The following is a 22,141-nucleotide window of genomic DNA, read 5'->3' on the forward strand; positions in this document are numbered from 1 at the left end:
CAGCAGGGCCAGTCCTTATTACTGAAAACGACGACGGGCATTTGCTTCACGTGCAGCCTGCGCGACTTCTACCGGGACAACCCGACGCCCGACTGGCCACAGCGCGATAGCGGCAATTTTGAAATTAGCGAGACCCACCGGAATGCCAATGATCGTGATGCATTGTGCAATGCCAGCAAAGATGTGCATCAGACACAGCCACCAGCCAAAGAAAATCAGCCACAGGATATTCAGTACGGTTCCGCCTGTATTCATCAGCGAATTTTTTCCGTCCGGGTTCAGTTCATCAACATGAATGGCTTCATTACCATATGGGATAAAGGACAGTTTGGTTATTTCCCAGCAGGAGCGTGTCAGTGGCAGGGTAAAAATGAGCACAATGCTTACCAGAGTGGCAAAAAGCCAGGAAAGTGTGGTGGCAAAACCGCCAAGGACAAAATTCAAAACATTCAGAACGGTACGCATAAATCCTCAGTTCCTTTCGATATGATTAACGCTAAGTGATTGTAACGTTTTTTTAGGCTGGAGCACCTTAAAACTGGCAGTTAAACTGTCAGGTAAATTATCTCTTCGTGGATTCGGCTGGACATGGAACTGAAAGCAACTTCTTTGGGCAAACGCCTGGCGCAGCACCCGTACGACAAGGTTGTGCTGCTTAATGCAGGGGTTAAAGTCTCTGGTGAACGTCACGAATATCTCATTCCGTTTAATCAACTTCTGGCGATCCACTGCAAGCGAGGGCTGGTATGGGGCGAACTGGAGTTCGTACTTCCGGCGGGAAAAGTGGTACGACTTCACGGGACGGAGTGGGCTGAAACGCTGCGTTTTCATCATCATCTGAATACGCTCTGGCAGCAGTGGAGTGGCGATATGAGCCTCGTCGCGGCACAGGTTTTGCACCAGGTTCTGGATGAGATCGCGCAAAGCAGTGAGCAGCAGAAATGGCTTACCCGCCAGCAAACCGCGGGTTTGCAGCAAAAAATAAGCCGGGCGCTTGCCGCACTTCCCATTCCCGTTTCACGTCTGGATGAGTTTGATAATTGCCGGGACGCCTGGCGTCAATGCCAGGCGTGGTTGAATGATGTTGACCAAAGCCGGCTTGCCCATAATCAGGCATGGACCGAGACCATGCTTACGCAGTACGCCGATTTCTTCAGCCATATTGAATCGTCACCTTTGAATCCTGCGCAGGCTCGTGCGGTGGTCAACGGTGAGCAATCGCTACTCGTGCTGGCGGGTGCAGGGAGTGGTAAAACGTCGGTGCTGGTTGCTCGCGCGGGATGGTTGCTGACGACAGGTGAAGCTACTGCCGACCAAATTCTGCTGCTGGCATTTGGCCGCAAGGCAGCACAGGAGATGGATGAACGTATCCAGACGCGGCTACATACTCGCGATATCACCGCCAGGACGTTCCATGCACTGGCGTTATCAATAATCCAGCAGGGCAGCAAAAAAGTCCCCTCTATTAGTAAGCTGGAAAATGATACTCGGGCCCGTCAGGCACTTTTTATCAGCGCCTGGCAGCAACAGTGCAGTGAGAAAAAAGCGCAGGCAAAAGGGTGGCGGCAGTGGCTGGAAGAAGAGTTGAACTGGGAGATCCCTGAAGGCAGCTTCTGGCAGGATGAAAAACTGGCACGCCGCTTAGGTTCGCGTTTTGACCGTTGGGTAAGCCTGATGCGTATGCATGGCGGCACTCAGGCAGAGATGATTGAGAGTGCGCCGGAAACGATCCGTGCACTGTTTTCAAAACGCGTCAAACTGATGGCTCCGCTGCTGAAAGCCTGGAAAACGGCGTTGAAGGATGAAAACGCGGTCGATTTTTCCGGACTTATCCACCAGGCCATTATTATTCTGGAAAAAGGCCGCTTTGTGAGCCCCTGGAAGCATATCCTTGTGGATGAGTTTCAGGATATCTCCCCGCAGCGTGCGGCACTGTTATCGGCCTTGCGCGCGCAAAACAAACATACCTCGTTGTTTGCCGTCGGTGATGACTGGCAGGCAATTTACCGCTTCAGCGGGGCGCAACTTTCATTGACCACTGCGTTTCACCACTACTTTGGTGAAGGTGACCGCAGCGATTTAGATACAACTTATCGTTTCAATTCGCGGATTGGCGAAATAGCCAACCGCTTTATTCAGCAAAACCCGCATCAACTGGTTAAACCACTCAACAGCCTGACAGTGGGAGATAAGAAAGCCGTCATGTTGCTGGCTGATGACCAGCTTGAACCGCTTCTCGACAAACTGAGTGGCTACGCTAAACCGGACGAACGTATTCTGGTACTGGCGCGATACCACCATCTCAAACCTACTTCGCTTGAAAAAGCAGCAACCCGCTGGCCGACGCTCCAGATCGATTTCATGACGATCCACGCCAGTAAAGGGCAGCAGGCAGATTATGTCATTGTAGTGGGACTAAAAGACGGAAGTGACGGTTTCCCAGCGCCAGCGCGTGAGTCGGTGATGGAGCAGGCATTATTGCCCACACCTGAAGACTATCCGGATGCAGAGGAGCGTCGTTTGTTGTATGTCGCACTCACGCGTGCGCGCCATCGTGTATGGCTACTGTTCAACAAAGATGAGCCGTCAGGGTTTGTTGAGGTGTTGAAGGGGATAGATGTGCCCGTGGCGAAAAAACCCTAGTCTGATTGCCGGGTGGGTATTCATCCCACCCGGCACGACCTCTATTTCAGTCGTTCTGCCAGATAACGCGGATAATCCGGGATCAGGATCTCCACCGGCGTGTTGAATTGTGGCGAGTCAATAATAAAGTCCGCTGTTGAGAGATTGGTTGCCACCGGGATATTCCATACAGTGGCAAGACGCAGCAACGCTTTGACGTCCGGGTCATGTGGCACGGCATTAAGCGGGTCCCAGAAGAAAATCAGAACATCAATTTTACCTTCCGAAATTTGTGCGCCTACCTGTTGATCGCCACCCAGCGGGCCACTCAACATGGCATTGACGGCTAATCCTGTTTCGCGACTGATCAGATTGCCGGTTGTGCCCGTCGCAGAGAGTGTGTGTTTTTCCAGCTGCGCCTGATGGCGGCGAACCCAGTTAAGAAGCATCTGTTTGCAGTGATCGTGCGCCACCAGCGCAATGTGTTTGCGTTCCGGGAGCGTGCGTGTTGTCAGTTCCATAATCTTTTCCGTCAGGTTAACTGGCTACAAGATGACGGGAAGCGCCTGATGCTGCAAGAGAAAGGGCAAAAAAATGTGGCTTAGGACGAAGGTTGTTGTTTCGCCCATTGCAGAAACCGGGCACGTGTATCGGGGTCAGCCTGCTGGAACCAGAATTTAAGGCGTTGTTCGGTGAGTGTCTGAGATTGCGGTGGAATAACATCCAGTTCCGATACACCGGAGAGCAGCGTGCTGTCATCAGCCATCATTGTGGCAAACTGCGGTAGCGAAGCACGTTTCCCTGCTTTGTTGTAGATCTCAGTATCGGCTTCGTAATCAGGACCTTTTGGCGTTTTCGTCAATGCCAAAATATCCAGTTTTACCGGTATAGGCATCGCGTCACCATCAAGCAGTTCAAGGCGAGGGGCTGATTCGAAAGCCTGTGACTCTTTTTCTGTTTCCAGACGGGGCAGACTAAAATTAACCTGGCTGATGCGCTGAGTGTTAAAGCTGGCGATAAGCGGCGGAGAGATGTACATCCGCTGCTCGTGGTTTGCGAGGCGGATTGTTTTTTCGATCCGAAACACAAGCTGGTGCGGGCCATTATCGAGTTCAATACTGTCTGCACCACGGAGTAGCGAGCTGGATACTTTTTTACCGTCCAGCACCAACAGGTCAATATCGGTAGAGAGCCGAAGCGTGGTCGCAAATACGCAGACTGGCATCACTAAAGCAATTACAGCAGAGGCAATGCCGGTTCTCATAGGGTGCTCCTGTTGAAAATATCTTTTTCGCAATAATGTATCTAAATTTTTCGGTTATCACGTTTACTAACATATAGACATATTCCGCTATTTTGCCCTCATACATCTGTATGGGATGGATGGTTGCGATGTCCGGTTTGACGTACACTTTAGAAAAAGCCAGGAGGAAGACCATGAAAGAGAACGATATTGCGGACATTCTGACGTCGACTCGTACTATTGCGCTGGTGGGGGCGAGCGATAAACCCGATCGCCCAAGCTATCGGGTGATGAAATATCTCCTGGATCAGGGATACCATGTCATTCCGGTGTCGCCAAAAGTCGCCGGGAAGACGTTGTTAGGCCAGCAAGGGTATGCCACGCTGGCCGACGTGCCTGAAAAAGTCGATATGGTGGATGTCTTTCGCAACTCAGAGGCGGCATGGGGCGTAGCACAAGACGCTATCGCCATTGGCGCGAAAACGCTATGGATGCAGTTAGGCGTGATCAATGAACAAGCTGCGGTGCTGGCACGTGAGGCGGGGCTGAAGGTGGTGATGGATCGCTGTCCGGCGATTGAACTTCCCCGTCTGGGACTGGCGAAGTAACAAAAAAAGCCCGGCGGATACCGGGCTTTTTAACATTATCAGTTCCGCAGGCGAGGGGCCTGCAACTGTTTGCGGATGGTCTGGGCAAGCTCATCCATTGTGGGTTGTTCCGGATGTTCTTCCTGCAACTCGCCGCTTAGCTGGGCTTCCGCAAGATACGTATGCACAGGCTGTCCATCGTCATCTTCCATCACCACATGATACCAGGGCGCAGCGCGAAGTTCTGCATTGACCGCCAGTTCATCTGCTGACGGTTCATCGAGGGAATATTCCGGGTCGATATCCACGACCACACCCAAATACCCTAGCAAGGTGTGGCGGACCTGCTGGCCGATACCGAATTTGCTGGCAATCATAGTCACCTCCCGGGAAACATTACATACACTCAATGTGTGGGCAACATCTCTCTTTTCAAGTTACATGACGCGACAGGCAAACCCTTTCAGATACAGCCCTTCCGGGTAGGTAGCGATCACCGGGTGATCGGCTGCCTGACGGAACTGCTCTATAAATTGTATATCACGGCCAGCATCTATTGCGGCGTCAGCGATGATTTTCTGAAATAAATCTGTGGTCATCAGGCCAGAGCAGGAGAAGGTCAGCAGTACACCGCCTGGATTCAACAGCTGGATAGCCAGCATATTGATATCTTTGTAACCGCGGCATGCCCCCATCAGTTGGCTTTTGTTTTCGACAAACTTCGGTGGATCCATCACGATCACGTCGAACTTTTCACCTTGATCGCGGTATTTGCGCAGTAGCTTAAAGACATCGTCTCGGACGAACTCGGCTTTGCTCAGATCCAGCTTGTTCAGCTCGACGTTTTGTTTGGCCACATCGAGTGCCTCCTGGGAGGTATCGACGCTCACGACCTGGCTGCAGCCCCCCATCAGTGCGGAAACCGCAAACCCGCCGGTATAGGAGAAGCAGTTGAGGACGCGCTTGTTTGCAACGTACTGACGTGTTGCGAGACGGCTGTCACGTTGATCGAGGTAATAACCGGTTTTGTGACCGCCCTGAATATCCACCAGCAGTTTCATGCCATGTTCTTCAATAGGCAGCAGGGCGGGTGGCAGTTCGCCTGTTACCGGGCCTTGTGTCAGCTCCATACCCTCTTTTTTACGAACCGCCACATCACTACGATCGTAAATCGCGCATTCCGGGTAGAGGGATTGCAGGGCGCTAATCAGCGCCGCACGCTGGTATTCCGCGCCCGCGCTCAGCAACTGAAGCACCAGGAAGTGACCGAAGCGATCGATTGTCACGCCTGGCAGCCCGTCCGACTCACCGGCAATCAGGCGGTAGCTGTCCAGTCCGTCACGCTTTGCCAGCCATTCACGCCACTGCTGGGCTTGCTGCAGGCGGCGGGTGAAGAAGGCAATATCAATCGTTTCGTCTTTATCGAATGTCCAGACACGGGCGCGGATTTGGGATGCAGGCGAGTATGCGCCGCGCGCTAACCATTTTCCCTGGTGGTCAACGATATCGAGGGTTTCACCGAGGCTGGCTTTGCCTTCCATGCGGGCAACTGCGCCGGAAAAGACCCAGGGATGGCGGCGCAGTAATGACTTCTCGCGGCCTTTGGCTAACACTAAACGTACACTCATAATTTGCTATTCTGTCGATTCCAATGAAATGGCCGCCATTTTCCCGAGTTCAGTGAGGAAATGCAACGCGCCAGGCACGGATAAGGAAAATGAAGATGTCAAAAGTCTGCACAATGGCCTGGGTTTACGGCATGGTTCAGGGCGTTGGGTTTCGCTACAGCACGCAGCGCGAGGCGATCCAGCTTGGTTTAACGGGGTATGCGCGCAATATGGATGATGGAAGCGTGGAGGTGGTTGCCTGTGGTGATGCGGAACAGGTCAGCAAGCTTGTGGCATGGCTGAAAGCCGGTGGGCCACGCAGCGCACGGGTCGATAACGTTCTGACAGAACCCCATCAACCCGGCCGGGAATACGTTAATTTTGGTATTCGCTATTAAATGCATTTCACTGGTTTTGGCAGACCGGCGATTTTGGTCGCCTGTTTTGCCGGGCCTTTCGGGAACAGACGATACAGATAGCGGCTATTGCCTTTCTCTTCGCCAAATTTGTTCGCCATCGCCTTTACCAGCATGCGAATAGCAGGAGATGTATTAAATTCCAGATAGAATTCGCGCACGAATCGCACCACTTCCCAGTGTTCTGGCGACAGGACAATCGCCTCTTTCTCTGCAATCACCTCTGCCAGCGCTTCGCTCCACTGGCTGCTTTCTTTCAGATAACCGTCGTTGTCGGTTTCGATCTCTCTACCTTCAAAGCTCAACATAGTCATTCACACGTCAGTCAAAAACCGGTGCAGTGTAGCAAAAAACAAAGCCCCGCATAAGCGGGGCCTGTTTCAGCTCAGTATGAGTTAATCGCGGCTGGCGAAGCCCAGGATGCTCAACAGGCTGACGAAGATGTTGTACAGTGACACATACAGGCTCACGGTTGCGCGGATGTAGTTGGTCTCGCCGCCGTGAATGATATTGCTGGTTTCATACAGGATTGCACCTGAGGAGATCAGGATGAACACAGCGCTAATCGCCAGGTGCAGGGCAGGCAGTTGCAGGAAGATATTCGCAACCATGCCGACCAGCACAATCACAATACCGGCCATCAGCATACCGCCCAGGAAGGACATGTCTTTGCGCGTGGTCAGTACGTAGGCCGAGCAGCAGAAGAACACCAGCGCCGTTCCGCCCAGAGCCATGCCGATCACATCACCCATACCGGCAGACAAATACGCATTCAGAATGGGCCCCAGAATGTAGCCCAGGAAGCCGGTGAAGGCGAATGCAGACAAAATACCAACCGGTTTATCCGCCGTCTTATAGGTCAGGAACATCAAACCATACATACCGACGAGCGTCAGGATCAGCCCCGGCGAAGGCAGCATCAGTACAGTACTGGCCGTCGCGGTGATGGCAGAAAACGCCAGCGTCAGGCTGAGCATGAAATAGGTGTTACGCAGCACTTTGTGGGTGCTGAGCAGCGATGTGCGGTCGCGTGAAGAACTAATAATACGATCCATGAGTCACTCTCTTATGACAGATGTAATTAACGGCAAGAATAGAAAACAGCGCGTCAGTAACAAAGTGGTTTTACCCATCTTTACTCAACACCTTAGGCTAAGGGGTGGTTGTTTCTTCTACAGAAATACTTTTCCGCAGAATGAACAGCGGTTTAGCGAGTTTATTCAGATCAACATCTTATAGGTTACTGAAAAATATTGCGTTCTTTCACTTTGGACGCTAAGAGTAATTCCCGGATCGTCAAAAAAACAGACAATAAGGCGAAGGAAATGAAACCACAAACACGCACTAACTTTACACTCTCTTTGTTAACCGCAGGCATCCTGTGCGCCAGCACAGCGACGTGGGCGGCTAATGTGCCGGCAGGAACCCAACTGGCAGAGAAACAGGAACTGGTCAGGAATAATGGTAGCGAGCCCGCTTCACTCGACCCGCATAAAGTCGAAAGCGATGTCGAATTCAATATTATCAGCGATTTGTTCGAAGGGCTGGTGAGTGTATCCCCTACAGGTGAGATACAGCCTCGTCTGGCTGAAAAGTGGGAAAATAAAGACAATACGGTCTGGACATTCCACCTGCGTCCGGGCATTACCTGGAGTGACGGAACCGCCATTACCGCACAGGATGTGGTGTGGAGCTGGCAGCGTCTGGTTGACCCGAAAACCGCGTCTCCGTATGCCAGCTACCCGGGCAATATGCACATCACCAATGCGGCGGATATCGCACAAGGGAAAAAAGCCCCTGATTCGCTGGGCGTAAAAGCCATTGACGACACCACACTGGAAGTGACGCTCACCCAGCCAAATGCGGCATTCCTTGCGATGCTGGCGCACCCGTCACTGGTTCCCGTCGATAAAGTGTTGATTGGCCGCTATGGTGATAAATGGACCAAGCCGGAACACTTTGTGAGCAGCGGAGCTTACACATTATCGCAGTGGGTGGTCAACGAGCGGATAGTTGCCGAGCGTAACCCGCGCTACTGGGACAATGCGCACACCGTGATCAACAAAGTGACCTACCTGCCGATCACCTCTGAAGCATCCGATGTAAACCGTTATAAGGCCGGGGAAATTGACATCGTCTATACCGTGCCTATCAATCAGTTTGCGCAGTTGCAAAAAACCATGGGCAAAGAGCTGGACGTTTCCCCGCAGCTTGCCACTTACTATTATGAATTCAACACCACGCGGCCTCCCTTCAACGACGTGCGTGTACGTAAAGCGCTGAACATGGCACTTGATAAAGACATCATTGCTGAAAAAGTGTTAGGGCAGGGGCAGCGTCCGGCGTGGCTTATCAGCCAGCCTGAGATTGGCGGCGTGACGCTGCACAATCCTGGTTACGCCAGTTGGCCGATGGACAAACGCATTGCCGAAGCCAAAAAGCTGCTGAATGAAGCTGGTTTCAATGCGGGTCATCCTCTGAGCTTTAATCTGCTCTACAACACCTCCGAATCGCATCAGCGTATTGCGATTGCCGCCAGCTCCATGTGGAAGAAAAATCTCGGCGTGGAGGCGAAGCTGCAAAACCAGGAGTGGAAAACCATGCTGGATACGATGCATACCCATAACTTCGATGCAGTGCGTTACGCCTGGATTGCGGATTATGACGATGCGGCGACCTTCCTGAACAACTTCCGCACCGGTGACAGCGAAAACACCAGCCAGTACAGCAACCCGGCCTATGATGAAGCGCTGGTTAACGCCGCAAAAGCGAAAACCACGCAAGAGCGCGGCGCGTTCTATCAGCAGGCGGAAGATCTACTGGGCCGTGATGTGCCGGCAATTCCGGTATATCACTATGTCCGCACGCATCTGGTGAAACCGTGGGTGGGGGGCTTTACTCCGGATAAACTGGGGTATTACTACACCAAAGATATGTACATCAAAAAACACTAAGGCTCAGTGGTACGATTTTATGCTGATAAAATGGCCAATGCGTTGTCTATTCAACCGATTAAACGCGCTTTGGCTATTTTTCAGGCGAACGATTGTGTTCATGCTTTACAGGACGCAATGAGGTGTTTATAGTGCGCCTCACTTAGGAAGCGTGGCCGAGCGGTTGAAGGCACCGGTCTTGAAAACCGGCGACCCGAAAGGGTTCTAGAGTTCGAATCTCTACGCTTCCGCCAAATTCGAAAACCCTGCGATAGCGATATCGCAGGGTTTTTTGCTTTTCTGCGGTGCGAAAACGCAGGAGATGAAAATTAGAAAAATTCCTGCTTTACAAGGCGCTAATAGATGTTTATAGTGCGCCTCACTTTGGAAGCGTGGCCGAGCGGTTGAAGGCACCGGTCTTGAAAACCGGCGACCCGAAAGGGTTCTAGAGTTCGAATCTCTACGCTTCCGCCAAATTTGAAAACCCTGTGATAGCAATATCACAGGGTTTTTTCATTTCAGAATACGATTTACGGAAACCGGTATCCCATCAAAGCGAAAAGCGTTTCGCCACCCTGAACACTGGCAGAGAGAAAGCCCTCATCAGTCAGTGCCAGCGGGCGTCGCGTTACCGAGTTTCCGACATTGCCGCCAATAATCTCGATTTCATCAGCGCTCACGGAAACGACCAAATCCGTATGGCTGTTGTAATGACCCAGATGTTGATGATCGTAATCGACGACTTTATCGCTGTCCCTGTCCCAGCACACCAAATCCCCCACCTGGGGTTTGCGTTCGTTTAGCCTGAATCCCCAATACAGTGCGTTGGTATTCCCCTGGTTTCTGTCCCGGATAGATTTGCTGATGTACGTCGCATGCGAGGCGGAATATGCGAAGCGGTTCTCCGCACCAGACTGGCGCATGATCCAGGAAATAAAGGCTGCCGACCAGGGCCATTCATGATCCCGGCCGTCCAGATCATCTCGTCCAATGTTCTCCCAGTACTGGCCGACCCGTTGCCACCAGCCATCTTCACCCTCTTTATGCCCAATCTGCAGGATAGATCCTTTGCGGTTGTAACGTTGTCCACCAAAGAAGGTCCATTGCTCGATGGCACTGGACGCGACATTGGCTGCAAAGCCTGATGCAAGAGCAACCGCTGGGGAGCTGTTTGTGACGGGAGCGGCGCCGCCACTCCCCGCCGCGGGCGAGCCGATAAACGCGATGGTACTGGCGATAACCGGCTGGGTCGTATTACCCGTCGGGAGCGGTATGGTGGGCGACGGTTCGACAAGGACGCCATGCGCATTAATGGGGATCTGAGAGAGAGCCCAGTTCCCGCGCGCAATTTCGAATCGCAAGCATTTGGTTCGGTAAACGGTAGGGTGGAGCTCAGGGTTGCTGTGTGTCGCTAGCCATGCGTCCCTGACATCAACATACTGGGTAATCCATTTACGTTCATTGCCGCCATTCGCTGGGGGAACTTCCGGAAAGCGGGAGCGCAGGAAGGGGAGAATACCATTGCTATGGATGAAGGAGTCGTAGATGACGAGCATGGAGAGCGCCTCCTGAAAACCGTACTTCTGCGCCCAGTTAAATGCGGGAGTGAAATATCGCGCATCAAAAAATGTATCCTGCACGGACTTCATGACGGGGTCTTTACTGCCAGCCTGCACCAGCAGAGAGATGAACTGGGCATGATCCACCAGGGGGGTTTGCCCAATCAGAGACACGAACGGGGCCAGTGCCGCGCTGAATAGCCCATTCGCGTTGACATACTGGCTAATCAGTTCCTGAAGGTTTCCATATTCCGTTGTTTGCGAACGGCCATAGGTGATTTGTCGAATCCGGTGTGGGCCATCATGGAAGATGGCGATTGCCGCATAATCCCCTCCGGCAGAGCCTGTTTCGAACGCATTCAGAACGCGTTCACACAGGCTTTTTTGTACAGGCGTGAGTATCATAAAACCCCCTTTTCTGAGCATGAGTCGATAAGGCTATCTGCTGAGTTCGTGCCTGACGGCGCTCGCGGAAAAGAGTAAAAGCCCGATATACATCCGGCCTTATGTGTTCTTTTTCCTGGATTTGCCGGGTTCAGGCGGTTTTGGCCCGGTGGAGCGTATCTGCATAACGCGCTGAAGAATGTCGAACCAGAACGGGCCGCCCAGCGAGACGGCGAAGATGGTGATAAGCAAACCAATGGCTTTTGTCAGGTATCCCCATCCGATGGGAAGGGTCTTCCATCCGAGCGAGAAACCAACAGACTGCACAGCCGACATGGCCTGGTTGTAGTCAGTTCTGGCTTTTTCGGCCGGATCGACGGGCGGTGAGCCAGGGTCATTACTGACGCGATGGGGACTCTCTCGCGTGTATTGTTCCGTTATTACCAGCATCTGCTCCCGTGCTACCGGATTGGCTGCCAGCAATGTCGCCAGGTTGATTGTGTCAACGTTTGCACTGCTGACCAGGAAGGCGGCAACAATCAGCGTTATGGTCTGCGTTCGGCGCTTGTACCAGCCGGAAGCACGATCCATTGCAGCATCGAATTGTGCTTCAACCGCTTTACGAAATTTGTCGGTGTCGTTACCTGTCTGCATCACCAGCGTGTCAAGAACACCTTTTATGCGATTATCCTCGACGGAGCCCGGCAGGGCGTTTACCCCAGCGGAGAGTGTCGACATCGCACTCCGCCCAATGACGAGCGCCTGCACGACCTGTCCGACAATTGCCGACGGAATGTAAGAGGGGCGTCCTGCGTTCCCTTTGCTAAGCGACTGGATCAATGGATGGTCAAAAAATTGCGTGACAAATTGCGTATTTGGGGCCAGTTCTCCTGAAAATAACTCGTTAAGCGCAGCTTCCAGATTTTTGCTACGAAAACCCGTTCCGGCAGAAATGGCCTCCACGATGGACGTGCAGGCTATTCCAAACATGAAATAGACGGTCATAAGCCCAATCAGTACATCAAGCATCTCCAGTCCAAACATGTTGTTCCCCTTATTGTCCGCGAAACACGGCTGGTTGCTCCCGGAAACATTGCAGGTTGTAGACTGAGAATATGCACTGAGGGTGAGAGATGAGCGTTAAGAGGTTCGTCGTAATTTGAGGCGGGCAGTCAATCGTTAGTCGCAGTTTTTGGCCATAAAATGAGGCATACACTTTTATCTGAGCAGCCCAGCGCCGGTGTGTTTTTCATAGACGCGTAAATGAATGAGCCCATTCGCCTCAGGAGACGATCATGTTTTATTTCCGGATTAATAAACTGCGCATATTTGATAACCATGAGAATGCGTTTCTCTTTTTCAAACGTGACCTTGCGCAAGTTAAGCTGATCAGTTTTGTCACGGCCGATGACCAAATACCGATACTGGATGCGTGGATCGCCGAAATCGATACAGCCAGGAAGGCACAGCTTCTTGAACAGGCTGTTCGACAGATTGCGTCGACGCGGGTGCTGACTGAAATTGCCAACGTTAAAGACAATGCGGTTCTGACGTTTGGGGATACCGGATATGTGCTCTATCAGTCTGTGGCGATCCCGGAGGATTTTAACTGGTGTCTTATTGCAACGGAGGGAGACGACAACGTACGAGCTATCGGTGAGCAACTCGATAGCATTGTGAACCATCCTGAGTTTGACCGTTTTGCCGCAAACATGGGCACGTTGATTCTGGGGGCGGCAAATCCCGCGTATGCCGCAGGTGTGATAGTCACAAAGTTTTTGACGACGGTGGCGGCCGATGCGCTCAAGAAAAATGGTGATGACCAGTTGGGCATTCTGTATATGTCACTCAACAGAAAAGAGCACTATCTCTACGGCGAGCGGAAAAGAGACGGGATCCCCGATCTGACCGGGAACTTACGCGTGGATTATTCCATTTTTGCGTTCTGACAACCCACAGACAAACCACAAGGCATGACACACCACCTTGTGGTTCAACCATCCCTATAGCCCAATCACCAGTTCCCCTGAGTGACTCCGGGAGCAGCACAGCGCTACCTGCTGATCCGCAGCGGCTTTCTCCGCCGCCGACTGAACCGTATCCCGGTGATCCACCACGCCATCAATCACGGGCGTCAGGCACGCGCCGCAAATCCCCATTTCACAGGAGAGCGGAACCGCAACGCCGTTAGCCAGCAGCACCTGGGCTATGGTCTTATCCGCAGGTACAGGCCAGCTTTCACCGGTAGAGGAGAGGGTGACGGTAAAAACGTCGCCGTTATCGCTGCCAGAACAGGACGACACCGGCTGGAAAGCCTCGCTGTGGATCTGCGTCTCGGACCAGCCCAGGGACACGCCAGCATCGCGTACCTGAGCCATAAAACCTTCCGGGCCGCAGACGTAGGCATGTAAACCCCCATCAGGCGGAGGCAGAACCTCCATCAGTGTGGTGCGTGGGCTCTGCCCGTCACGGGAGCTATGGAGCACGTAAGTACCATACCTGAACGGGCGTGACAGGGCCTGAAGGAAGGCAGCACTGCCTGGGTGTTTGACATAGTAATGCAGCGTAAACGGCGTTTCTGAGGCCTCCAGATGCAAGGCCATCGCGTACAGCGGCGTAATGCCAATACCCGCAGCCAGCAGCAGAACGTGCTGTGCCTCCTGTAGCGGGAACAGATTGCGCGGTGAGGAGATAAGCAACGTCTGACCGGGGCGTAGCATCTCATGAATATAGCGTGATCCGCCGCGAGACTGCGCTTCCCGCGCCACGCAGATAAGATAGCGCTTTTCCTCACGCTGCCCGGTCAGCGAATACTGACGGACAATCCCGCAAGGCAGATGGACGTCGATATGTGCCCCAGGTTGCCAGTCAGGAAGTGTCTCCCCGTTGGCTGAAACCAGCCTGACCGCCAGGCTCTTATCGCCCTGACGCCATAATCCCTCAACCATAACGCTCAGCATCTCACTCATGACGCGCCTCCAGTCACACCAGGAAAAATTCGCCAAAACCCATTTTTTTCAGCCCACGGCGATAGGCAATAGAGCTTCTGTCCGCAGGAATATGGGCTTCCAGAGTGAGATCCAGCGGAAGTCTTTCCGGCCGCTGGGTCTCCACCATCAGGCGATCTTCTTCAAACACCCGTAAATTGAAGGCATGAACATCTTCAACCGGAATATGCAGGTCAAAATTCCGCGCGATAGGGGCAAACATACGCGTCACGCGGGAAGATACCGGTGAGGCGGCGTTCATGATCACCAGCCGTGATTCGCCCGGAAAGTGGATCGTAAGCGTGGCGGTAAATGGCAGGTGCATCTCAAAATGACGCAACCACTGGAAGCCTTCCGGCGCACGCAAATCAGAGTTGGCCGGGTAATTGCTCACCGAACTCCAGTAATCCGCAATGAAGCCAAACCCGGTTTCCTGCGGCTGATACACCGGAACGACCTGGTTATCCGGGTCGGCAAAGGTATCCGTGTGGATCCACGCGAAGTGGGCGACATCGAGAAACCCTTCCACCTGGCGACCGGCAAAGCCGTTAACCTCAAACGCCGGGCAGTTAATCTGCTGAAACCCTGCGTCGTCCCAGTGGGGCATCGTGGGGAGCGGCATCGGGTTTTCAGGCTCCCAGGCGAGACAGGTCCAGATCAGGCCATAGCGCTCTTCCACGGCAAAGCTGGTCAGATTCAGTTTTGCCGGCACGGGCTGGTCAGGGCTTGAGGGAATTCGGTTACAACGTCCGTCCTCGCCAAAACGTAAACCGTGGTAAGGACAGATAATGCCCTCCTCGTCGTGAAATCCGAGCGTCAGCGGCACGCCGCGATGGGGGCAGACGTCGCGTGCAACCACCACCTGGTCTTTAATGCGATAGATCACCAGTTGTTCATCGAGCAAGGTGGCTTTAACCGGGGCCGGGCCAATGTCACATGCCCGCGCGACCGGATGCCAGCATTTCGCCAGGCGCAGCCAGTCTTCTGGCTCAAAGGTGCAATGGGCGGGTGGGGTAGGGAGTTCTCTTCTCATGGTTATCCTTCCTGCCGGTAAGGCAACAGTGTCAGCCTAAAGGTCCGCCCTGAATGGTGTCGCACAGGCCATTAATAATGCGCTCGCCGGTTTCTGCTTCGAGCTCTTTGTACCACGCCTGAGTCAGCGCCATATCTTTGCCGTGAGTGATGTCACAGCGTTTGCGTGCCTTGAGTACCAGGTCGCGGACGCGGTCACAGCGCAGGGCCTCATACTGACGTAGCGCCAGCTCAATGTTGTGGTTTTCGCGCAGACAATCTCCCAGCACCACGGCGTCTTCCATTGCGGCGCAACCGCCCTGGCCGATATCCGGCGTGGTGCTGTGTCCTGCATCGCCCAGCAGGGCGACGTTGCCGCGCACCAGGCTGTCGAACGGATCGATATCATGGATCTCAATCCGGTTGGTGGTTGTGGGATCAAGCGCCGCGATAAGTTTCTGTACCGGCTCGGCCCAGCCGCTGAAATAGCGGGTGAGATCGGCCCGCAGGGTGCTGCGATCTTCAGCAAGCCCCGCTGGTAGCGGTACGTCAAAGAAGAAATAGAAACGCCCCCCGGAGACGGGCATCAGCGATACGCGTTTGCCTTCGCCGACAAACGTCGTCCACTGATGTGCAGGGGCGATGGTTTCGTCAATCTCCACCAGACCATTCCAGTTAACGTAACCGGCATAGCGACGCTCCGGGGTATAGCCCAGAACATATGGACGCAACACTGAATGACTGCCGTCGGCAGCAATCAGAAAATCGCCCTGCGCCGTTGTACCGTCCATAAAGTGGACGGTGACGCCCTCGGCCGTCTCATTGACCTGCGTGACGCGTTTGCCGAACTGCACCGCGTCGCGTCCCCAGAAATCGAGCATTTCCCGTTGCAGCTCGGTGCGCGATACAGGGCAGGGTCTGCCGCCTGTACGCGCCACCAGCGGCGCGAGGCTAAACTGGGTGAGAATATCGCCGCGTTGATAGTCGCAATAGGCCATCTCATGCATCGGGCCGCCATAGGTTTCCATCATCTCGCCCATGCCAAGATGGTTCATGCACTTCACGCCGTTAGGCCAGACGGAGATGGCCGCGCCTACGGGCTTGATCTCTTTCACAGCTTCAAACACGGTACACACAATGCCGGCATTTTTGAGTGCCACGGCTGCGCTTAATCCGCCAATCCCCGCACCAATCACGATGGCTTTCATGCTTCTCTCCTTTTGCAGGTGGTGTAACGGGAAAGAGCAATTTGCGTACCAGAGTGGCAAAGTAAGAGTTAACGGCATCATTCCCGCGTGATGTGCACTGACGTGGTGCGTGTTGACCCTGATGTTGCCATTTTGTGAATCAATAATTTCCAAACCAGGGGCCGGGAATCGACTGTTTCACAGAGTGCGAAAGAGTGGCGTGCTTTGTGCAATGACCTGACAACACGATTTCAACGGGAAACACCATGATTGCACTGAATGATTTTAATCGACTGGAGCACGACGAGGCTGTCGCCTGCTTACGTCCGTGTGTGGCCATTGAGAGCTGGTCTGAGGCCCTGGCAGATGCCCGTCCTTTTGCCAGCCTGTCAGCCTTGTTTGATTATGGGCATGGGATTTCTCTCGCCTGGGACGAAGCCGCACTGGCTCAGGCGCTCAGCGCTCATCCCCGTATCGGGGAAAAGCCAGCAGGCCAGCAGACGCACGCGGCGATGTCTCGCCAGGAGCAGTCTGCGGTTAACGACTGCGACGCCGATCTTACACAGTCTCTGAGGGAGGGGAATGCCCGTTATGAGGCCCGGTTTGGGCGTGTCTTTTTGATCCGCGCGAAAGGACGTAGCGGAGAGGCGATCCTGCAGGCACTGGAACAGCGTCTGAAAAACAGCGATGCTGAAGAGGTGCAGTCAGCCCTGACGCAACTGCGCGAAATCACGTTATTACGGCTGGAAGGAGTGGTTGGCGAATGAATACACTCAGTACCCATATTCTCGATATCTCCACAGGTAAACCCGCACAGGGCGTGACGGTTCGTCTTGAGTGCCACGGTGAGGTGGTTGCGGCGGAGATCACCAATGATAACGGTCGTATCCGTGAATTTGTCCCCTTCCTGACGGCGGGGCACTACCGCCTGGTGGCGGAGACAGGTCTGTGGTTTAGCGCAACGGGCCGCAATACGGTCTACCCCTGCGCGCAAATTGATTTTGTGGTGGGAGAGACGGCAGATGAGCACTTCCATCTGCCGTTTGTCATTGCACCGGGAGGCTGGTCAACTTACCGTGGCAGTTGACCATACCTGCTGACCATTGACCCAGGTTTCGCTAATATTGCGCTCATCTCCCAGAGTCATCAGCACGAATAACTGCTCATACACATCCTTACAGCGTCCATTACGCAGGCGCTGTAACGGGGTTACTGCCGGGTCAATCACCACAAAATCGGCCTCTTTACCTGGAGTGAAATTACCAATTTTGTGATCCAGTCGCAGGGCATGTGCGCCGCCCAGCGTGGCGTGGTAGAAGGCTTCACTGGCGCGTAGCCGGTAGCTCTGTAACTGACCGACCTTATAGGCCTCGCCCAGCGTGCGCAGCATGCTGAACGTCGTTCCCGCCCCCACATCTGTTCCGATGCCCATCCGCACTCTGTTTTGCCAGCAGGCGGGTAAGCGAAACAGACCGCTGCCGAGAAACAGGTTAGACGTGGGGCAAAACGCGACCGCCGAGCCGGTATCATGCAGACACTGCCACTCTTTCTCGTGCAGATGAATACCATGGGCAAAAACGCTGCGCTCTCCGGTCAGTCCATAGTGGTGATACACATCCAGATAACGCTCATGCTCCGGCCAGAGATCGTTTACCCAGGCCACTTCGTTCGGGTTTTCGCTCAGGTGGGTTTGCAGCCAGGTGTCCGGAAACTCCTCTCTGAGCAGGCTGACTGCAGCGAGAAGCTCAGGGGAGGAGGTCGGGGCAAAGCGTGGTGTAATGGCATACCCCAGCCGTCCCTGATGCTGCCAGCGCAGGATAAGCTCCCGCGTCTGGCGGTAGCTCTGTCCGGCGGTTTCGGTCAGGTAATCAGGTGTATGCCGGTCCATCATCACTTTACCAGCAATCAGCCGCATGTTGAGGCGCAGGGCCTCGCGAAACAGCGCGTCGACGGATTCAGGATGTAATGTGCAAAACACCAGCGCCGTCGTCGTGCCGTGGCTCACCAGTTGATTCACGAAAAATTCGGCTATCCCGGCGGCATACGCTTCATCGGCAAACTGACTCTCCACTGGAAATGTGTAGGTGGTTAGCCACTCCAGAAGCTGCTCGCCAAACGCGCCAATCATCTCCGTTTGCGGATAATGGACGTGTGCATCGACAAAGCCAGGCAGCAACAGCTTGCCCCGCAGGTCGGTGTAACCTTTATGGGGATCAAGGTACTGCTCACCTTCACGCCAGGCCATGTGCGCCACGATGTTGCCGTCCTGAATAAACAACAACCCATCGTCAAGGTAGCGTGCGTGGTGGGCGATAGCGTCTGCGCTGTCGCAGACTTCGGCAATATCAAAGAATGCGCCGCGGATCGCTGTCTGATAATCCATCATGATTCCTGCCTTATTGTTTGCGTTGCGGGTAAGCAGGAAAAAGCAAAAACAGTGCCAGTATGAGAGGAGCCGCAGCACTGTGCTGCGGCCAGGTCAGGCGGGGTTACTCTTTTTGCGCTGCGATGTTTGCGCGAAAGTGTGTCTCTGTGGCTGCAACGCGCTCTTCGCGTGCCAGCCAGCGGTAGGTTGCGCCCCCCAGGAACACACCGATAAACCAGCTAAAGTTTGCCACTTCGTGCAGGGAAGGGATAAAGCTGATGACCAGACCAATCGCCACGGAGGGAATCAGTGCCCCAATGGCCTTCGGGTTAAAGCCGTTGCGATACCAGTATTTGCCTTTCGGCGTATCGTCAAATAGATCGTCTACGGAAACGTTGCCGCGTTTAATCAGATAAAAGTCCGCAATCAGAATACCGAACAGCGGGCCGATAAACGCGCCGAGCACATCCAGGGTGTAGTGGATAAGTTCCGGGGAGTTAAAGAGGTTCCACGGGGTTAACAGAATAGAGCCGACGGCGGCAATCATCCCGCCGGTGCGGAAGCTGATCTTCTGTGGTGAACAGTTGGAGAAATCAAACGCCGGGGAGACAAAGTTCGCCACGATGTTAATACCGATAGTGGCGGTAATCATGGTCAGCAGGCCAATCGCCACGGCCAGGTCGTTACCTACACGACTGACGGTTTCAATCGGATCGGTGATCATGCGGCCAAACAGCGACTGCGTGCCGGAAACAATGACCACGGTGACAATCGAGAACAACAGGAAGTTGAATGGTAAGCCCCAGCGGTTGCCCCGGCGGATCTCACCCATGCTTTTACCGTAACGGGAGAAGTCACCGAAGTTGAGCAGCGGGCCGGAGAAGTAAGAGACAACCAGTGCCGTAGCGGTAATCATCTGCCAGGTTTGCTCGCCCGCGCTCAGCGATTTGCTGGCGAGGGTAAAGGAGATCCCGTCGAAACCCGTCTTGTATACAATCCATCCTGCCAGCGCCAGCATCACCACATAGACAGCCGGACCGGCGATATCGATAAAGCGCTTAATGGCGCTCATACCATGCCAGAAGACCATCGCCTGTAGCACCCACATGATGGCAAAGCAGACCCAGCCAAGATGCGACAGCCCCAGGAATGAATCCGTGGTCAGGGCGCTCAGCGACGGCCAGAATTTCAGCCCGACCAGCATCAGGGCATTTGCGGCAAGGTAGGTCTGAATGCCGTACCAGGCAAAGGCGATAAGCCCGCGGATCACCGCCGGAATGTTGGCCCCGAACACGCCAAAGGCCTGACGGCAGATGACTGCATAAGGCACGCCCGCCATCTGGCTTGGTTTCGCCACCAGATTGGCGCATAACTGCACAATACAAATCCCCACCAGCAGGCAGAGCAACACCTGCCAGCTTGCCAGCCCGAGCGTGAAGAAACTCGCGGCGACAACATATCCCCCCATGCTATGAACATCCGACATCCAGAAAGAAAAGATGTTGTACCAGCTCCAGTTCTGGTCACGCGTGGGTGCCAGATCCTCATTGCAAAGCCGAGGGCTGTATACAGCACCGGAATCAGCGGCCTTAACCTGATGCGCGTTTTGTGTATTTGGCATGAAACCTGCTCCTGTGAATGAAAACCCGTTTAATGGGATTACAAACGGTGTTGCAGGATCCAGGCCAAAATAATAAATCTTGTATGCAATATTTTATTTTTATGTATACGATTCGATATCGGAAAGTAAAAAGTGGAGTGGTTAATGAACAACGTGAAAAGTCTGCATGCCGCGCCAGACCTGCATGACAAAGACGAATCCATCTATCAGTCGCTGATGACAGCCATTGTCGAACATCAGTTGCTGCCGGGAAGCAAATTACCGGAAGAGGCGCTGGCCGAGGTGTTTGGCGTTAGCCGCACGGGCATCCGCAAGGTGCTGCAACGACTCGCGGCTGTGCAAATGGTCACGTTAACGCCCAAACGTGGTGCACACGTCGCCAGTCCGACGGTAGAAGAGGCACAGCATATCTTTCGTACCCGCGCATTACTGGAGGTGGCAAATCTGCCCGATGTGCTGGCGCACTGTCAGCCGCCGCACCTGGCGGCACTGGAGGCGATCATCCGTCAGGAACAGCAGGCGCACGAGGCCTACGACGGCCCGGCGGCGATCCGTCACTCTGCTGATTTTCATATTCAGTTGCAGGCCATTTCAGGCAATCAGGTGCTCACTGAAATGGTGACCAGCCTGAGCCAGCGTTCGTCACTGGTCATCGCCGCATGGGGCGCGCCGTGGCGTCAGGGTTGCCGCTGTAACGACCATGAGCAGCTGGTGGATCTGCTGCGCCAGAAAGCACTTCAGCCGTTAAGTGATGCCCTGATGCACCATTTTGAACATATTGTCGCCAGCCTTTGCTTTGAGCGGGCGGGTGAATGCTTACCTGATTTTGCCCGGCTGTTTGCGGGCCACAAGGAGTCGTAATGTCATCTGTGTGTATACAAGTGATCAACCCCAATACCAATCCGGGGATGACTGAAACCATCGGTGCAGCCGCGCGAGCCGTTGCGGCGCCGGGAACCGAGATCCTGGCCGTTTGCCCGAGCGAAGGTGTGCCCTCTATCGAAGGTCACTTTGATGAAGCCATTGCGGCGGTCGGCGTTCTCGAGCAAATCAGCGCGGGACGCCAGCAGGGGGTGGATGGTCATGTTATCGCCTGCTTTGGCGATCCGGGTCTGCTCGCTGCGCGTGAGCTGGCTCAGGGGCCGGTGATAGGCATCGCGGAAGCCGCCATGCACATGGCGACAATGGTGGCGACGCGTTTTTCTATTGTCACCACTTTGCCGCGCACGCTGATCATCGCTCGCCACCTTCTGCACCAGTATGGTTTTCAGGATCACTGTGCTGCCCTGCATGCGATCGACTTACCGGTTCTGGCACTTGAAGACGGTAGCGGTCTGGCACAGGAGAAAGTCCGGGCGCGGTGTATTCAGGCGATTAAAGAGGATGGCAGCGGGGCGATTGTGCTGGGCTGTGGCGGGATGGCGACCCTGGCGCAGGAGCTGACGCGTGAGCTGCATGTGCCGGTGATTGACGGCGTCAGTGCGGCGGTGAAGATGGTTGAATCGCTGGTGGCACTGGGGCTATCGACCAGTAAACAGGGCGATCTCGCTTTTCCGGAACGCAAGGCGTTGAGCGGTAAATTTCAGGTATTGAATCCATTTTAATTTTAAGGGGGTCGT

23 protein-coding genes and 2 tRNA genes are annotated in these 22,141 nt (G+C 54.1%); 11 read left to right on the top strand and 14 right to left on the bottom strand.

Translation table 11 applies throughout. The features are described from left to right. Positions 1-18: 18 nt before the first annotated feature. Positions 19-465, bottom strand: a complete 447-nt coding sequence (locus HV346_RS07725) for a YccF domain-containing protein (RefSeq protein WP_181622941.1) — start codon at positions 463-465, stop codon at positions 19-21. 123 nt (positions 466-588) lie between these two features. On the opposite strand from HV346_RS07725, the gene helD reads away from it, so the two are divergent. After that, positions 589-2,643 (top strand): DNA helicase IV, encoded by a 2,055-nt coding sequence (gene helD, locus HV346_RS07730; protein ID WP_181622942.1) that lies wholly within the window; start codon positions 589-591, stop codon positions 2,641-2,643. Between the two features lie 41 nt (positions 2,644-2,684). Here the strand turns inward: helD and mgsA are convergent, their stop codons facing one another. Further along, positions 2,685-3,143, bottom strand: a complete 459-nt coding sequence (gene mgsA, locus HV346_RS07735) for a methylglyoxal synthase (RefSeq protein WP_181622943.1) — start codon at positions 3,141-3,143, stop codon at positions 2,685-2,687. Positions 3,144-3,223: 80 nt separating this feature from the next. Beyond that, positions 3,224-3,886 (bottom strand): DUF2057 family protein, encoded by a 663-nt coding sequence (locus tag HV346_RS07740; RefSeq protein ID WP_181622944.1) that lies wholly within the window; start codon positions 3,884-3,886, stop codon positions 3,224-3,226. 173 nt (positions 3,887-4,059) lie between these two features. Between HV346_RS07740 and HV346_RS07745 the strand changes: the two genes are divergently transcribed. Further along, positions 4,060-4,473 (top strand): CoA-binding protein, encoded by a 414-nt coding sequence (locus HV346_RS07745; protein ID WP_181622945.1) that lies wholly within the window; start codon positions 4,060-4,062, stop codon positions 4,471-4,473. Between the two features lie 38 nt (positions 4,474-4,511). Here HV346_RS07745 and hspQ read toward each other — a convergent pair whose 3' ends face one another. Further along, a complete protein-coding gene (gene hspQ, locus HV346_RS07750; RefSeq protein ID WP_181622946.1) occupies positions 4,512-4,829 on the bottom strand; it encodes a heat shock protein HspQ in 318 nt (105 codons plus the stop codon). 60 nt (positions 4,830-4,889) lie between these two features. Beyond that, the gene (gene rlmI / locus HV346_RS07755) at positions 4,890-6,080 is read right to left on the bottom strand and encodes a 23S rRNA (cytosine(1962)-C(5))-methyltransferase RlmI (RefSeq protein ID WP_181622947.1); all 1,191 of its coding nucleotides are present in this window, start codon (positions 6,078-6,080) and stop codon (positions 4,890-4,892) included. 95 nt (positions 6,081-6,175) lie between these two features. Between rlmI and yccX the strand changes: the two genes are divergently transcribed. Further along, complete coding sequence (yccX, locus tag HV346_RS07760) at positions 6,176-6,457, top strand: acylphosphatase (protein ID WP_181622948.1); 282 nt, start codon at positions 6,176-6,178, stop codon at positions 6,455-6,457. On the opposite strand, the gene tusE is transcribed toward yccX, so the two are convergent. Continuing rightward, positions 6,454-6,783: a sulfurtransferase TusE gene (gene tusE / locus HV346_RS07765; protein WP_181623719.1), complete on the bottom strand. Its 330-nt coding sequence runs from the start codon at positions 6,781-6,783 to the stop codon at positions 6,454-6,456. The genes yccX and tusE overlap by 4 nt on opposite strands. Positions 6,784-6,870: 87 nt before the next feature. Continuing rightward, on the bottom strand, positions 6,871-7,530 hold the full coding sequence (gene yccA, locus HV346_RS07770) for an FtsH protease modulator YccA (protein ID WP_154127877.1): 660 nt from the start codon (positions 7,528-7,530) through the stop codon (positions 6,871-6,873). 270 nt (positions 7,531-7,800) lie between these two features. On the opposite strand from yccA, the gene HV346_RS07775 reads away from it, so the two are divergent. From HV346_RS07775 to HV346_RS07785, 3 genes are all read left to right on the top strand, one after another. Further along, complete coding sequence (locus HV346_RS07775) at positions 7,801-9,429, top strand: ABC transporter substrate-binding protein (RefSeq protein WP_181622949.1); 1,629 nt, start codon at positions 7,801-7,803, stop codon at positions 9,427-9,429. A 145-nt stretch (positions 9,430-9,574) separates the two neighbouring features. Then, a tRNA-Ser gene (locus HV346_RS07780) sits at positions 9,575-9,662 on the top strand. A 132-nt stretch (positions 9,663-9,794) separates the two neighbouring features. Beyond that, positions 9,795-9,882 (top strand) — tRNA-Ser (locus HV346_RS07785). 56 nt (positions 9,883-9,938) lie between these two features. On the opposite strand, the gene HV346_RS07790 is transcribed toward HV346_RS07785, so the two are convergent. Both HV346_RS07790 and HV346_RS07795 read right to left on the bottom strand, forming a co-directional pair. Next, positions 9,939-11,372, bottom strand: a complete 1,434-nt coding sequence (locus HV346_RS07790; protein ID WP_181622950.1) for a DUF2272 domain-containing protein — start codon at positions 11,370-11,372, stop codon at positions 9,939-9,941. 99 nt (positions 11,373-11,471) lie between these two features. Continuing rightward, the gene (locus HV346_RS07795; RefSeq protein ID WP_181622951.1) at positions 11,472-12,395 is read right to left on the bottom strand and encodes a hypothetical protein; all 924 of its coding nucleotides are present in this window, start codon (positions 12,393-12,395) and stop codon (positions 11,472-11,474) included. A gap of 251 nt (positions 12,396-12,646) precedes the next feature. Here HV346_RS07795 and HV346_RS07800 point away from each other — a divergent pair, with 251 nt between their 5' ends. Continuing rightward, a complete protein-coding gene (locus tag HV346_RS07800) occupies positions 12,647-13,300 on the top strand; it encodes a hypothetical protein (RefSeq protein ID WP_181622952.1) in 654 nt (217 codons plus the stop codon). Between the two features lie 54 nt (positions 13,301-13,354). Here HV346_RS07800 and HV346_RS07805 read toward each other — a convergent pair whose 3' ends face one another. From HV346_RS07805 to hpxO, 3 genes are read right to left on the bottom strand one after another with little or no spacing between them, the layout of a single operon-like run. After that, entirely contained in the window at positions 13,355-14,320 is a 966-nt protein-coding gene (locus HV346_RS07805) for a PDR/VanB family oxidoreductase (protein WP_181622953.1), read from the bottom strand. A gap of 13 nt (positions 14,321-14,333) precedes the next feature. Next, a complete protein-coding gene (hpxD, locus tag HV346_RS07810; protein WP_181622954.1) occupies positions 14,334-15,371 on the bottom strand; it encodes a molybdenum cofactor-independent xanthine hydroxylase subunit HpxD in 1,038 nt (345 codons plus the stop codon). A 31-nt stretch (positions 15,372-15,402) separates the two neighbouring features. Further along, positions 15,403-16,557 carry an FAD-dependent urate hydroxylase HpxO gene (gene hpxO, locus HV346_RS07815; protein WP_181622955.1) on the bottom strand — a complete coding sequence of 385 codons (1,155 nt, stop codon included), beginning with the start codon at positions 16,555-16,557 and terminating at the stop codon, positions 15,403-15,405. Between the two features lie 245 nt (positions 16,558-16,802). Between hpxO and uraD the strand changes: the two genes are divergently transcribed. Next, the gene (uraD, locus tag HV346_RS07820) at positions 16,803-17,303 is read left to right on the top strand and encodes a 2-oxo-4-hydroxy-4-carboxy-5-ureidoimidazoline decarboxylase (RefSeq protein WP_181622956.1); all 501 of its coding nucleotides are present in this window, start codon (positions 16,803-16,805) and stop codon (positions 17,301-17,303) included. Continuing rightward, entirely contained in the window at positions 17,300-17,623 is a 324-nt protein-coding gene (uraH, locus tag HV346_RS07825) for a hydroxyisourate hydrolase (protein ID WP_181622957.1), read from the top strand. Before uraD ends, uraH begins: the two co-directional genes overlap by 4 nt. Here the strand turns inward: uraH and guaD are convergent. Both guaD and HV346_RS07835 read right to left on the bottom strand, forming a co-directional pair. After that, positions 17,603-18,919, bottom strand: a complete 1,317-nt coding sequence (gene guaD / locus HV346_RS07830; protein WP_181623720.1) for a guanine deaminase — start codon at positions 18,917-18,919, stop codon at positions 17,603-17,605. The genes uraH and guaD overlap by 21 nt on opposite strands. Before the next feature lie 106 nt (positions 18,920-19,025). Beyond that, the gene (locus tag HV346_RS07835; protein ID WP_181622958.1) at positions 19,026-20,522 is read right to left on the bottom strand and encodes an NCS1 family nucleobase:cation symporter-1; all 1,497 of its coding nucleotides are present in this window, start codon (positions 20,520-20,522) and stop codon (positions 19,026-19,028) included. Positions 20,523-20,666: 144 nt separating this feature from the next. Here HV346_RS07835 and HV346_RS07840 point away from each other — a divergent pair, with 144 nt between their 5' ends. Both HV346_RS07840 and hpxA read left to right on the top strand, forming a co-directional pair. Further along, positions 20,667-21,383, top strand: coding sequence for a GntR family transcriptional regulator (locus HV346_RS07840; protein WP_181622959.1), 717 nt, complete (start codon positions 20,667-20,669; stop codon positions 21,381-21,383). Beyond that, positions 21,383-22,126 carry an allantoin racemase gene (gene hpxA, locus HV346_RS07845; protein ID WP_181622960.1) on the top strand — a complete coding sequence of 248 codons (744 nt, stop codon included), beginning with the start codon at positions 21,383-21,385 and terminating at the stop codon, positions 22,124-22,126. Before HV346_RS07840 ends, hpxA begins: the two co-directional genes overlap by 1 nt. Positions 22,127-22,141: the final 15 nt, after the last annotated feature.

Origin of the sequence: Enterobacter sp. RHBSTW-00994 (genome assembly GCF_013782625.1) — a bacterium.
Lineage (GTDB): Bacteria > Pseudomonadota > Gammaproteobacteria > Enterobacterales > Enterobacteriaceae > Enterobacter.

Coding starts and splice junctions, on each gene's coding strand:
- HV346_RS07725 (WP_181622941.1), bottom strand. CDS start 465: ATGCGTACCGTTCTGAATGTTTTGAATTTTGTCCTTGGCGGTTTTGCC.
- helD (WP_181622942.1), top strand. CDS start 589: ATGGAACTGAAAGCAACTTCTTTGGGCAAACGCCTGGCGCAGCACCCG.
- mgsA (WP_181622943.1), bottom strand. CDS start 3,143: ATGGAACTGACAACACGCACGCTCCCGGAACGCAAACACATTGCGCTG.
- HV346_RS07740 (WP_181622944.1), bottom strand. CDS start 3,886: ATGAGAACCGGCATTGCCTCTGCTGTAATTGCTTTAGTGATGCCAGTC.
- HV346_RS07745 (WP_181622945.1), top strand. CDS start 4,060: ATGAAAGAGAACGATATTGCGGACATTCTGACGTCGACTCGTACTATT.
- hspQ (WP_181622946.1), bottom strand. CDS start 4,829: ATGATTGCCAGCAAATTCGGTATCGGCCAGCAGGTCCGCCACACCTTG.
- rlmI (WP_181622947.1), bottom strand. CDS start 6,080: ATGAGTGTACGTTTAGTGTTAGCCAAAGGCCGCGAGAAGTCATTACTG.
- yccX (WP_181622948.1), top strand. CDS start 6,176: ATGTCAAAAGTCTGCACAATGGCCTGGGTTTACGGCATGGTTCAGGGC.
- tusE (WP_181623719.1), bottom strand. CDS start 6,783: ATGTTGAGCTTTGAAGGTAGAGAGATCGAAACCGACAACGACGGTTAT.
- yccA (WP_154127877.1), bottom strand. CDS start 7,530: ATGGATCGTATTATTAGTTCTTCACGCGACCGCACATCGCTGCTCAGC.
- HV346_RS07775 (WP_181622949.1), top strand. CDS start 7,801: ATGAAACCACAAACACGCACTAACTTTACACTCTCTTTGTTAACCGCA.
- HV346_RS07790 (WP_181622950.1), bottom strand. CDS start 11,372: ATGATACTCACGCCTGTACAAAAAAGCCTGTGTGAACGCGTTCTGAAT.
- HV346_RS07795 (WP_181622951.1), bottom strand. CDS start 12,395: ATGTTTGGACTGGAGATGCTTGATGTACTGATTGGGCTTATGACCGTC.
- HV346_RS07800 (WP_181622952.1), top strand. CDS start 12,647: ATGTTTTATTTCCGGATTAATAAACTGCGCATATTTGATAACCATGAG.
- HV346_RS07805 (WP_181622953.1), bottom strand. CDS start 14,320: ATGAGTGAGATGCTGAGCGTTATGGTTGAGGGATTATGGCGTCAGGGC.
- hpxD (WP_181622954.1), bottom strand. CDS start 15,371: ATGAGAAGAGAACTCCCTACCCCACCCGCCCATTGCACCTTTGAGCCA.
- hpxO (WP_181622955.1), bottom strand. CDS start 16,557: ATGAAAGCCATCGTGATTGGTGCGGGGATTGGCGGATTAAGCGCAGCC.
- uraD (WP_181622956.1), top strand. CDS start 16,803: ATGATTGCACTGAATGATTTTAATCGACTGGAGCACGACGAGGCTGTC.
- uraH (WP_181622957.1), top strand. CDS start 17,300: ATGAATACACTCAGTACCCATATTCTCGATATCTCCACAGGTAAACCC.
- guaD (WP_181623720.1), bottom strand. CDS start 18,919: ATGGATTATCAGACAGCGATCCGCGGCGCATTCTTTGATATTGCCGAA.
- HV346_RS07835 (WP_181622958.1), bottom strand. CDS start 20,522: ATGCCAAATACACAAAACGCGCATCAGGTTAAGGCCGCTGATTCCGGT.
- HV346_RS07840 (WP_181622959.1), top strand. CDS start 20,667: ATGAACAACGTGAAAAGTCTGCATGCCGCGCCAGACCTGCATGACAAA.
- hpxA (WP_181622960.1), top strand. CDS start 21,383: ATGTCATCTGTGTGTATACAAGTGATCAACCCCAATACCAATCCGGGG.